This window comes from Saccharopolyspora sp. (assembly GCF_017434145.1).
GTDB lineage: Bacteria > Actinomycetota > Actinomycetes > Mycobacteriales > Pseudonocardiaceae > Saccharopolyspora_C > Saccharopolyspora_C galaxeae.
In genome coordinates, this window is the sequence record NZ_JAFRFW010000439.1 from 1 (window position 1) to 11,760 (window position 11,760).

The following is an 11,760-nucleotide window of genomic DNA, read 5'->3' on the forward strand; positions in this document are numbered from 1 at the left end:
CCGAGATCGAACGGCAGCCACCACACGAGCAGCGAGCCGGCCAGCAGCGCCCGCACCCACGGTCGTCGCGCGTGTTCCGGCAGCAGCACCGGAAGAACACCGCGGCTGAGCAGCAGCCAGGTGGCGAGCACCGCGATCAGGCTCGGCACCCGCAGCAGCAGCGGGCTCGCGTGCGCCGCGATCAGCGGCTGGACGAGGTGGAGCACCGCGGTGAACGGTGATTCGGCCGCGTTCTCCCAGCGGAAGTAGTTCGTGAACGCGCCGGAGCCGAGCCCGTTGCGGACGATGCCTTCGGTGAACCCGTCGTCGGGAGTGCGCGGCCCGAGCAGCGTCCACGCGAGCAGTGCGACGAGCATCCCCAGGTCGACGCCCCAGCGCATTGAGCGGCGGATGCGACTCGAGTCCGCAGTGGACGAATCGGACGGCGCCGGTTCGTCGGACGAGTCCGCGGGACGCACCCGCACCCGTCCGAGCAGGACGAGCGCGGCGGCCGCGAGGGCGAGCTGCACGGCGATCAGCGCGATCTTCCCGCCGGTCGGCGAACTCTCGAACCACGTGCTGGTCCGCGCCCGGACCGTCATCCCGTCGCCTTGATCGCCGGACAGGTCGGTGGTGAACGCGAAGACCTCGCGCACCCGGTCCTGCGGGTACTGCGAGGTGTTCGCGCCGACGCGGACCGTGCTGCCGTCGCCGGTGGCGTCGAGCCGCACCGAGCAATCACCCGCCGGGATCGGGGTGCGCTGCACCTGCCTGCCGCCGATCTGCACCAGCAGATCGCCGTCGGCGGTCACGAGCGCGAAGCCCTTGGAAGCCGCGCCGGGGTTGGTGCTGGAGACCAGCGTCGCCGGTTCTGGACGCGCCTGCGCTGCGCGCACCACCGGGCACGGGACGTCGACGTGGGTTTCGGCGGGCGCGTACGGGACGAAGAACGCGGTGGTGGATTCCGGGGACTCGCCCGCTTTCGGCCACGTCACGGTGGTCTCGTCGGCGAGCACCGGCGCGAACGGCAGCAGCACCGCCGCCAGCAACCCGAGGATGCCGATGACCAGCGCGGGAGCCGATCTCAGCGGGGAACCGGCGGCGGAGTTCGGATGCGCGGACACGCCCGGACACTGCCATCCCGGTGCTGCGGCCCTGCGGCCGAGGCCGACACGCGGGCGGTGAGTGACCACACAAGGCTCGGTGGTTCGCAATAGAACCGTTATCGTGTCCGGCGTGGCTCTAGGACGAATCAAGGCCGGACTACGGCAGCAGGAACAACGCGGCAGGCCCGCGAACCAGCAGCCCGAGGAACCGGATCACGAAATGGACTCCTACCTCGCAGCCCTCGCGCCGGAGGAGGACAGCAGCAACGAGACCACCGGCACGGGTCAGCGGTTCGGCGGCTCGCAGGTCTACCAGCTGCGGCTGCCGCTGATGGCCAACGAGCAGCTCAAGGAGATCGCGGCCCGGCGCGGCACCTCGCCAGCGGCGCTGGCCAGGGACTGGGTGATGCAGCACCTGTCGGACTCGCCCAGCCCGGCACCGGCCGACCCGGAACCGATGCGGACGCACCACACCCCGGACGGCACGCCCGCTTGGCCGCAGCAGGAGGACACCCGCCGGTTCGGCGGCGATCCCGCGGCGCACTACGGTTTCCCGGCCGCGGAGACCGACACCGAGATCACCATTCCGCGCGGTCCGCTGCGCTGACCCCCCGCCCGATCCGACCCCCGAACCCCCATCTGAAACCGCACCACGCTTTCCCCGAACTTCCCCCCGAAACCCCGGATCCTGCTGCCGGTGAAGGCGCCCCCCGACCGCCTTCACCGGCAGCTCTTCCACGCCTCAGCCGACGCCGAGCTCCCGGGAGATCAGCATCCGCTGCACCTCGCTGGTGCCTTCACCGATCTCCAGGATCTTCGCGTCGCGGTAGAATCGACCGACCGGCGTCTCGTTCATGAACCCGTAGCCGCCGAAGATCTGGGTGGCCTCCCGCGCGTTGTCCATCGCCGCGTTCGACGAGGTCAGCTTGGCCAGCGCGGCCTGCTTGCGGAACGGTTCGCCGCGCAGCATCCGCGAGGCCGCGTCGTAGTAGGCCAACCGCGCGGTGTGCGCGCGCAACTCCATGTCCGCGATCTTGAACTGGATCGCCTGGTACTCGCCGATGTGCTGGCCGAAGGCTTCGCGTTCCGCGGCGTAGCGCACGCATTCGTCGACGCAGCCCTGCGCGAGCCCGGTGCCCAGCGCGGCGATCGCGATCCGCCCCTCGGCGAGGATCGACAGGAACTGCGCGTAGCCGCGGCCGCGTTCGCCGAGCAGGTTCGCGGCGGGCACCCGGCAGTCGTCGAAGCCGAGTTCGTGGGTGTCCGATGCGTTCCAGCCGACCTTCGAGTACTTCGGCGCGACGGTGAACCCTGGCGTGCCGGAGGGCACGACGATGGTGGAGATCTCCTTGCCACCGTCGGGTTTCCGGCCGGTGACGGCGGTGACGGTGACGAACGCGGTCAGGTCGGTGCCGGAGTTGGTGATGAACGACTTGGAGCCGTTGATGACCCACTCGTCGCCGTCCAGCGCGGCGGTGGTCCGGGTGGCGCCCGCGTCGGAGCCGCCGCCCGGTTCGGTCAGCCCGAACGCGCCGAGCACCTCCCCGCTGCACAGGCCGGGCAGCCACCGCCCGCGCTGCGCGCTGTCGCCGAAGCGGCGGATCGGCATGATGCCGAGGGAAACGCCGGCCTCCAGCGTGATCGCCAGCGAGGAGTCCACTTTGGCCAGTTCCTCCAGCGCCAGGCACAGCGCGAAGTAGTCCCCGCCCATGCCGCCGTAGGACTCCTCGACCGGCAGCCCGAACAGCCCCATCGAGCCCATGGTGCGCACCAGCGGGTAAGGGAATTCGGCGCGCTCGTAGTAGTCGCCGATGACCGGAGCGACTTCCTTGCGGGCGAAGGTCCGCACGGAGTCGCGCAGTGCCTCGTGCTCCTCGCTGAGCCGGTGGTCGATCATTTCAGGACTCCTCGTGGTGAGCGGGATGCGCGGTGACGACGGCCAGCGGCTCGTCCAGGCCCACCGACTGTCCTTTTCGGACGTTCACGGCGGTGATCGTGCCGTCGGCGGGAGAAGTGACGATGTGCTCCATCTTCATCGCCTCGACGACGAACAGCGTCTGTCCCTTGTGGACTTCTGCGCCGGTGGTGGCGTCCGCGCTGAGCACCGTGCCCGGCATCGGGCTGGTGACCGCGCCGCCCGCACCGCCCGCGTCCTCGTCCGGGCCTGCCAGCAGCCGGTGCTCGTGCACCGCCCAGGTCCGCCCCTCGGCCGCCAGCCACGTCGTGTCGCCGTCGCGTGCGCAGCGGAAGCGGTGCGTCCGGCGGCGATAGGTGAGGGTGAGCAGATCGCCGTCGAGCACCGCGCTCGCGGGGCCGCGCTCCTCGCCGGTCGCGACCTCCGCATCGGCGGCGCGCCCGCGCACCCGCACCTCGCCGGCCGCGAAGCGCCACGTGCTCCACGCCGGTTCGCCGAGCCGCCAACCGCTCGGCACCTCCCACGGGTCGACCACCGGACCGCCCGGTTCGGCCGCGGCGAGGTCGAACAGCGCCGCCGCGACCGGCACTTCCGGCGGCATCGAATCGGTGGTGAGCGCTTCGGACTCCCGCTCGACCAGCCCGGTGTCCAGCCGCCCGGCCAGCACGTCGGGATGGCCGAGCAGGTTGCGCAGGAACGCGATGTTCGTGGTCAGGCCCAGCACCGCCGTTTCGGCCAGCGCGGCGTCCAGCTTGCGCACCGCGTCCGCGCGCGCCGGGCCCCATGCGACGACCTTCGCCAGCATCGGGTCGTAGTCCGAGCCGACGACCGTGCCCTGCGAGATCCCGGAATCCACCCGCACACCGGCGGGTTCGTGCACCGCGAGCACTCGGCCGCCGGTGGGCAGGAAGCCGCGGGTGGGATCTTCCGCGTAGACGCGGGCCTCCACGGCGTGCCCGTCGAGGCGCAGGTCCTCCTGCGCGAAGGGCAGCGCCTCCCCGGCCGCGACGCGGACCTGCTGCTCGACCAGGTCGACGCCGCGCTGTTCGCCGACGGCGGTGACCAGCTCGGTCACCGGGTGCTCGACCTGCAGCCGGGTGTTCATCTCCATGAAGAAGAACTCGTCCGGCCGGTCCGCGGAGACGATGAACTCCACCGTTCCCGCCCCGGCGTAGCCCACCGAGCGGGCGACGGCGACCGCCGCGGCACCGATGCGCTCCCGCGTCGAGGCGTCCAGCAGCGCGGACGGCGCCTCCTCGATGATCTTCTGGTGGCGGCGCTGCAAGCTGCACTCGCGCTCGCCGAGGTGGACAGCGCCGCCGCGGGAATCAGCGAGGACCTGCACCTCGATGTGCCGCGGGCGGGCCACGAAGCGCTCCGCGAACAGCGTGTCGTCGCCGAACGCGGCGGCGGCCTCGCGGCGCGCGGAGGTGATCTGCTCGGGCAGCCGCTCCGGGGACTCGACCAGCCGCATCCCCTTGCCACCGCCACCTGCGGACGGCTTGAGCAGCACCGGATACCCCACTTCGCGGGCTGCTTCGACGAGGTCCGCGTCGGTCATGCCGGGATCGCTGCGGCCGGGCACCACCGGGACTCCGGCCGCGGTCACGGTGGCCTTGGCGCGGATCTTGTCGCCCATCGCTTCGATCGCGCTCGCTGGCGGTCCGATGAAGGCCAGGCCCGCGTCTTCGCAGGCGCGGGCGAACTCCGCGTTCTCGGACAGGAAGCCGTAACCGGGGTGCACGGCCTGCGCACCGGTCCGCTCGGCGGCTTCGAGCACCCTGGCGGCGTCGAGGTAGCTCCGATTCGCTCCGATGTGGACGGAGGTGTCGGCCTCGGCCACGTGCCGCGCGCCGCGGTCGGCATCGGTGTGCACCGCGATGGCGCGGACGCCCATCCGCCGCAGCGTCCGGATCACCCGGACCGCGATCTCGTCCCGGTTCGCCACCAGCACCGCGCCGATGGATCCCGTCACAGCACCTCACCTCACATCCGGAAGACGCCGTAGCCGACCTGCTCCAGCGGCGCGTTGCCCGCAGCCGACAGCGCCAGGCCGAGCACCGTGCGGGTCTGCTTCGGGTCGATCACGCCGTCGTCCCACAACCGAGCCGTCGAGTAGTACGGATGCCCCTGCTGCTCGTACTGCTCGCGGACCGGGCGCTTGAACTCCTCCTCGGCCTCGGCGGGCCAGTCCTCGCCGCGGGACTCCTTCTGGTCGCGGCGCACGGTCGAGAGCACCGAGGCGGCCTGCTCGCCGCCCATCACGGAGATCCGCGCGTTCGGCCACATCCACAGGAACCGCGGCGAATACGCCCGCCCGCACATCGAGTAGTTCCCGGCGCCGAACGAACCGCCGATGACCACGGTGAACTTCGGGACCCGCGCGCAGGCCACGGCGGTGACCATCTTCGCGCCGTGCTTGGCGATCCCGCTCGCCTCGTAGTCCTTGCCGACCATGAACCCGGAGATGTTCTGCAGGAACACCAACGGGATCGAGCGCTTGTCGCAGAGCTCGATGAAGTGCGCGCCCTTGAGCGCGGACTCGCCGAACAGGATGCCGTTGTTGGCCACGATTCCCACCGGATGCCCGTGCAGCCGGGCGAATCCGGTGACCAGCGTGCTGCCGTAGTCGCGCTTGAACTCCTGGAACCGGCTCCCGTCCACGATCCGCGCGATGACCTCGTGCACGTCGTAAGGAGTTCTGCTGTCGGTGGGCACCGCCGCGTACAGATCTTCCGGTGGCACGACGGGTTCCTCGATCGGCAGGACGTCCCACGGCCGCGGCTCGCGCGGGCCGAGCGTGCTGACGATGGAGCGCACGATGCGCAGCGCGTCGGCGTCGTCGGCCGCGAGGTGGTCGGTCACCCCGGAAGTGCGCGAATGCAGCTCACCGCCGCCGAGCTCCTCGGCGGTGACCTCCGCGCCGGTTGCGGCCTTCACCAGCGGCGGACCGCCAAGGAAGATCGTGCCCTGCGCGCGCACGATCACCGCCTCATCGCTCATCGCGGGGACGTAGGCGCCACCGGCGGTGCAGGAGCCGAGCACCGCGGCGATCTGCGGGATGCCGCGGGCCGACATCGTGGCCTGGTTGAAGAAGATCCGTCCGAAGTGCTCGCGGTCCGGGAAAACCTCGTCCTGCCGCGGCAGGAACGCGCCGCCGGAGTCCACCAGGTACAGGCACGGCAGGTTGTTGTGCAGCGCGACCTCTTGCGCGCGCAGGTGCTTCTTGACCGTCATCGGGTAGTAGGTGCCGCCCTTGACGGTGGCGTCGTTGGCGACGATCACGCACTCGCGCCCGGAGACCCGTCCGATGCCGGTGATGATCCCGGCCGAGGGCGCTTCGTCGTCGTAGAGGCCGTGCGCGGCCATCGGCGCGAGCTCCAGGAACGGCGAGCCCCGGTCCAGCAGCGCGTCCACCCGGTCGCGCGGCAGCAGCTTGCCGCGCTCGGTGTGCCGGGCGCGGGACTTCTCCGGACCGCCGAGCCGGGCGCGGGCGAGCTCGGCGTTGAGATCGTCGACCAGCGCCTCGTGCTCGGCGGCGAACCGCGCGGCGGGTTCGGCGGCCGGGTCGAGTGCGCTGCTCAGAATGGGTGCGTCCACGGGCGAACCTTCCGCTCGCGCGGTGCCGATGGGGATCGGTTAGTCATCGTTAACATGGCCGATGTTAACGAGCGCTAACCGATGCGTCTAGTATCGGTTCCGATGACCGGCACCGCACGTCCGACCCGCCGCGAGCAACTGCTCGACGCTGCGGCGGAGCTGTTCGCCCGCTACGGCTTCCACGGCGTGGGCATCGACGACATCGGCCGGGCCGTCGGCATCTCCGGTCCCGCGCTGTACCGGCACTTCCGCAGCAAGGACGCGATGCTCGCGGAGATGCTCACCGGCATCAGCGACCGGCTGCTCGACGGCGGCCGCAGCCGCGCGGACACGACCGGCGAACCGCGGGCGGCGCTGGAGGAGCTGGTGCGCTGGCACGTCGAGTTCGCCCTCACCAACCCCGCGCTGATCAGCGTGCACATGCGCGACCTGGACAGCCTCGCGGAAACCGATCACCACCGGGTGCGCGAGGTGCAGCGCTCGTACGTGGAGGTCTGGGTGGAGGTGCTGCGCCGGGCGCGGCCGGACCTGGACGTGCCGACGGCGCGGGCGGCCGCGCACGCGGTGCTCGGGCTGATCAACTCGACGCCGTACAGCGCGCACCTGGACACCGCCGCGATGGGCGCGCTGCTGCACCGCATGGCACTGGCCGCGCTGGAAGGCTGAGCCGCCGGAACACGGCGCGCTGCCCGGATTCCGGCGAGCTACCCGGGTTCCGGGGAGCCACCCAGACCCAGTGAGCTACCCGGTGCTGGCGAGCCACTGGGGTTCCGGCGAGCTACCCGAGTCCCGGTGAGTTACCCGAACTCCGGCGAGCTACCCGGCCAGCGGCACGCCGTCGACTTCGGTGGTCAACCCGTCCGCGTGCAGGCACAGGTACCCGGCGATCGCGCGGGCACCGTCCAACGGTTCCGGGTAGGACCAGGCCGCGTCCGGGATGGGCCGGTCATCCGTGTGCAGCGAGCGGTAGGACGCGGTGCCCTTGTACGGGCACACCGTGTGCGTCGCGCTCGGCCCGAACAGGTCGGTGCGCACGTCCTCGGGCGGCAGGTAGTAGCGGTTCGGCAGACCGGTCTCGGACAGCAGCTTCGCGCGCCTGCTCTCGGCCACCACGACATCCCCGGCCAGCACCCGCACGTGCCGTCCGGTGCTGCGCACGTCGACCCGGTGGTACGGGTCGCGGATGTGGCCGAAGACCTCTTCGTCCTCGTCGAACCAGGCGTCCATCGCAGCCCAGTAGACGGCGGCGTAGCCGTCCAGCCAGGTCGCGTCCTCGGTGGGCTGCGGGTAGGTCCACACCGCGTTCTCCGCGATGCGATCACCGACGCGCACGGAGCGGTAGGCGGCGTCGCCCTTGAACGGGCAGTGCGTGCTGTGCGCGGTGGGTTCGAGCAGGTCCGTGCGCAGGTCCCGCTCCGGGACGTAGAGCTGCGGGAGCAGGTTGCTCTCGTGCAGCAGCTTCGCGCCGGTGCTGTCGAGGACCACCTGCCCGCCGAACAGCGCCCGCACGCGGCGCGGGAAGTCGTGCCAGAACAACCGGTGCGGCGGGCCGTCGATGCGGTAGTTCACCGTCTCCGGCGGCCGGGTGGTCAGCGGGCCGCCGCCGAGCGTGAGCGCCATGGTTCCCTCCGATGTCAGCCGTGATGCCGTACCTGGGCAACGCCCTGGCGAGCAGCAGCCTTCCACCGCTCACGGATCAAGCGCCGCACCGGATTGCAGGCGCCCACGACCGGGTCAAGACTGGCCGAACCGCCCGAGCAGCGGACAACACGTCGCCGAGCCGCAGGAGCTGGCATGGCCACCGTGCAACGACCCGTCCCGGAACCGACCCGCGCTTCCACCACGCCCCGGCCGTCGAAGAGTTCCAAGGTCGTTTCCTGGGCGCACAGCACGGACCCGAAGGTGATCGGCAAGCTCTACCTCGCCACGGCCTTCGGATATTTCGTCGCGGGTGGCCTGATGGCGCTGCTGATCCGGGGCGAGCTGGCGCAGCCGGGCCTGCAGTTCCTGTCCACCGAGCAGTACAACCAGCTGTTCACCATGCACGGCACGATCATGCTGCTGCTGTTCGCGACGCCGATCGTGTTCGGGTTCGCCAACGTGATCCTGCCGCTGCAGATCGGTGCGCCGGACGTGGCGTTCCCGCGGCTCAACGCGCTGTCCTACTGGTTGTTCCTGTTCGGCGGGCTGATGGTGCTCAGCGGGTTCGTCTTCCCCGGTGGCGCGGCCGACTTCGGCTGGACCGGGTACACGCCGCTGTCCCGGTCGATGTTCAGCGCCGGGTTCGGCGGCGACATCTGGATCACCGGGCTGGTGGTCAGCGGGCTCGGCACCATTCTCGGCGGGGTCAACATGATCACGACGATCGTGTGCATGCGCGCACCCGGCATGACGATGTGGCGGATGCCGATCTTCACCTGGAACATCCTGGTGACCAGCATCCTGATCCTGATCGCCTTCCCGATCCTGACCGCGGCGCTGATGGGGCTGCTGGCCGACCGGCACCTCGGAGCGCACGTGTTCGACCCGGCCAACGGCGGGGTGATCCTCTGGCAGCACCTGTTCTGGTTCTTCGGGCACCCCGAGGTCTACATCGTGGCGCTGCCGTTCTTCGGCATCATCACCGAGATCATCCCGGTGTTCAGCCGCAAACCGCTGTTCGGCTACACCGGCCTGGTCTTCGCGACGCTGCTGATCGGCGGGCTCTCGGCGGTGGTCTGGGCGCACCACATGTTCGCCACCGGCGCGGTGCTGCTGCCGTTCTTCTCGTTCACCACGTTCCTGATCGCGGTGCCGACGGGGGTGAAGTTCTTCAACTGGATCGGCACCATGTGGCGCGGGCACATCACCTTCGAGACGCCGATGCTGTTCTCGGTCGGCTTCCTGGTCACGTTCCTGCTCGGCGGGCTGACGGGGGTGCTGCTGGCCGAGCCGGGCGTGGACTTCCACGTGCACGACACGTACTTCGTGGTGGCGCACTTCCACTACGTGCTGTTCGGCACGATCGTCTTCGCGGTGTTCGCCGGGATGTACTTCTGGTTCCCGAAGATGACCGGCCGGATGATGGACGAGCGGCTGGGCAAGCTGCACTTCTGGCTCACCTTCATCGGCTTCCACACCACGTTCCTGGTGCAGCACTGGCTCGGCAACGCCGGGATGCCGCGCCGCTACGCGGACTACCTGCCATCGGACGGGTTCACCGGGATGAACGTGGCCTCGACGGTGGGGGCGTTCATCCTGGGCGCTTCGATGCTGCCGTTCCTGTGGAACGTGTTCGTCAGCGCCCGGTTCGGCACCCCGGTGACCGTGGACGACCCCTGGGGGCACGGCAACTCGCTGGAGTGGGCCACTTCGTCCCCGCCGCCGCGGCACAACTTCACCGAACTGCCCCGCATCCGCTCGATCCGGCCGGCGTTCGAGCTGCACTACCCGCACATGGCGCGGCGGTTGGAGGAAGAGGCGCACGTCGGGCGCAGAGCCGGCTCCGAATGATCCGGGGCTCAGCGCCCGCGGACTCGGCCCCGTGATCACGGTGGGCGCTGTGCACAACGGCTTCGCGGCGAGCGTCCGACCTCGCACAAATCGTTTCGCAACCGGTAACGCGGGGGCAGGGGCGCACGACGCACCGGACGACGCCGCCGAACGGGTGAGAAGGCTCGGGTGCCGCAGTGGCCCGCTTCATATCCTCCTCGGGAACATCAGTCGCACTGGCTAGTGTTGTGCGCGTCGGGAGCGGCCAGCGTCGGCCGGTCTTCCTGAATCCATTGAGCACGCACCGCCGGAAAAGCCGGCGGCGCCTGCACGTGCCGCTGTCGAATCGGTTCGGTCGCGGCATTGACCCTGGTCCGGCACGCTCGCACAGGAGACCGCCTTGCCCATTGCCCTGCTGGCTCTGGCCATCGCCGCATTCGGCATCGGCACCACCGAGTTCGTGATGATGGGGCTGCTGCCCGAAGTGGCCTCGAACTTCCACGTGTCGCTGTCCGACGCCAGCGGCTACATCTCGCTGTACGCGCTGGGCGTCGTCGTCGGCGCACCGCTGCTGACCGCCGCCGGGATGCGCGTCCGGCGCAAGACCATCCTGATCAGCATGATGGGGCTGTTCACGCTGGGGAACCTGGCCTCGGCGCTAGCCCCGACGCACGGCACGCTGCTGGCGGCGCGGTTCGTCGCCGGACTGCCGCACGGCACCTTCTTCGGCGTGGGCGCCGTCGTGGCCGCGGGACTCGTGGCCCGCGACAAGCGCGCGCAAGCCATCTCGATGATGTTCATCGGGCTCACCGTGGCCAACATCGTCGGTGTCCCGCTGGGCACGCTGCTCGGCCAGAACTTCGGGTGGCGCTTCACGTTCGGCGTGGTGGCGGTGATCGGCGTGGTGGCGCTGGCCGCCGTGGCCGCGCTGGTGCCGCAACAGCCGAAGCCGACCGACGTGAGCCTGCGCGGCGAGCTCGTCGCGTTCAAGCGCCCGCAGGTGTGGCTGGCGTTCGCGGTGGTGGTGTTCGGCTTCGCCGCGACGTTCTCGTTCTACAGCTACATCAAGCCGCTGCTGACCGACGTCACCGGCTACACCCCGGCGATGGCGACCGCGCTGCTGGCGCTGTTCGGCGTCGGCATGACCGTCGGCACCATGATCGGCGGGCGGCTGGCGGACCGGGCGCCGATGCGCACGCTCTACGCGTTCCTCGCCGCGCTGGCGCTGGCGCTGACCGGGTTCCTGTTCACCGCGCACAGCATGACGCTGGCCGCGATCAACGTGTTCCTGGTCGGGCTGGCCGGGTTCGCCGCGATCCCCAGCATCCAGGCGCGGATCCTGGACAAGGCCAAGGAGGCCCCGGCGCTGGGCTCGGCCAGCATCCAGTCCACGTTCAACAGCGCCAACTCGCTGGGCGCCGACCTCGGCGGGCAGGCCCTCGCGGGCGGCTTCGGGCTGCCCGCGCCGCGCTGGGTGGGTGCGCTGCTGGCCCTGGTCGGGCGCGGGTTCGCCGGACTGTCGGGCTGGCTGGACCGCGGGCCGAAGGCGGGCGAACTCGTCGCCTCGCACCGCGCGGAGCAGCAGGGTTCCGCCGCGAAGGCCGAGGCGCCGCACGCGAGCTGAGCTCGGCGCGGGACCGGCAGGTGCGGATAGCTCGCCGTCCGGCGGCGTGCTGTGATGGAACGCGC

General features: G+C 70.7%; 9 protein-coding genes. 4 read left to right on the forward strand and 5 right to left on the reverse strand.

The window, feature by feature from the left end; all coding sequences use genetic code 11:
* The coding region (locus IJH84_RS12075; protein ID WP_295144159.1) for an arabinosyltransferase domain-containing protein at window positions 1–1,103 on the reverse strand (1,103 nt) is incomplete at its 3' end.
* Between the two features lie 112 nt (window positions 1,104–1,215).
* On the opposite strand from IJH84_RS12075, the gene IJH84_RS12080 reads away from it, so the two are divergent.
* Window positions 1,216–1,692: a hypothetical protein gene (locus IJH84_RS12080; protein WP_295144161.1), complete on the forward strand. Its 477-nt coding sequence runs from the start codon at window positions 1,216–1,218 to the stop codon at window positions 1,690–1,692.
* A 135-nt stretch (window positions 1,693–1,827) separates the two neighbouring features.
* Here IJH84_RS12080 and IJH84_RS12085 read toward each other — a convergent pair whose 3' ends face one another.
* Genes IJH84_RS12085 through IJH84_RS12095 form a run of 3 tightly spaced genes read right to left on the reverse strand, consistent with a single transcriptional unit; the run spans window position 1,828 to window position 6,600 of the window.
* Window positions 1,828–2,982: an acyl-CoA dehydrogenase family protein gene (locus IJH84_RS12085; protein ID WP_200068853.1), complete on the reverse strand. Its 1,155-nt coding sequence runs from the start codon at window positions 2,980–2,982 to the stop codon at window positions 1,828–1,830.
* Window position 2,983: 1 nt separating this feature from the next.
* Complete coding sequence (locus IJH84_RS12090; RefSeq protein WP_295144164.1) at window positions 2,984–4,975, reverse strand: biotin carboxylase N-terminal domain-containing protein; 1,992 nt, start codon at window positions 4,973–4,975, stop codon at window positions 2,984–2,986.
* A gap of 11 nt (window positions 4,976–4,986) precedes the next feature.
* On the reverse strand, window positions 4,987–6,600 hold the full coding sequence (locus IJH84_RS12095) for a carboxyl transferase domain-containing protein (protein ID WP_200068852.1): 1,614 nt from the start codon (window positions 6,598–6,600) through the stop codon (window positions 4,987–4,989).
* 102 nt (window positions 6,601–6,702) lie between these two features.
* Here IJH84_RS12095 and IJH84_RS12100 point away from each other — a divergent pair, with 102 nt between their 5' ends.
* Window positions 6,703–7,266: a TetR/AcrR family transcriptional regulator gene (locus IJH84_RS12100; protein ID WP_200068851.1), complete on the forward strand. Its 564-nt coding sequence runs from the start codon at window positions 6,703–6,705 to the stop codon at window positions 7,264–7,266.
* Between the two features lie 150 nt (window positions 7,267–7,416).
* On the opposite strand, the gene IJH84_RS12105 is transcribed toward IJH84_RS12100, so the two are convergent.
* On the reverse strand, window positions 7,417–8,220 hold the full coding sequence (locus tag IJH84_RS12105) for a DUF427 domain-containing protein (RefSeq protein WP_295144168.1): 804 nt from the start codon (window positions 8,218–8,220) through the stop codon (window positions 7,417–7,419).
* Between the two features lie 174 nt (window positions 8,221–8,394).
* Between IJH84_RS12105 and ctaD the strand changes: the two genes are divergently transcribed.
* Entirely contained in the window at window positions 8,395–10,092 is a 1,698-nt protein-coding gene (ctaD, locus tag IJH84_RS12110) for a cytochrome c oxidase subunit I (RefSeq protein WP_200068849.1), read from the forward strand.
* A 379-nt stretch (window positions 10,093–10,471) separates the two neighbouring features.
* The gene (locus IJH84_RS12115) at window positions 10,472–11,695 is read left to right on the forward strand and encodes an MFS transporter (protein ID WP_295144170.1); all 1,224 of its coding nucleotides are present in this window, start codon (window positions 10,472–10,474) and stop codon (window positions 11,693–11,695) included.
* The last annotated feature ends 65 nt before the right edge of the window (window positions 11,696–11,760 follow it).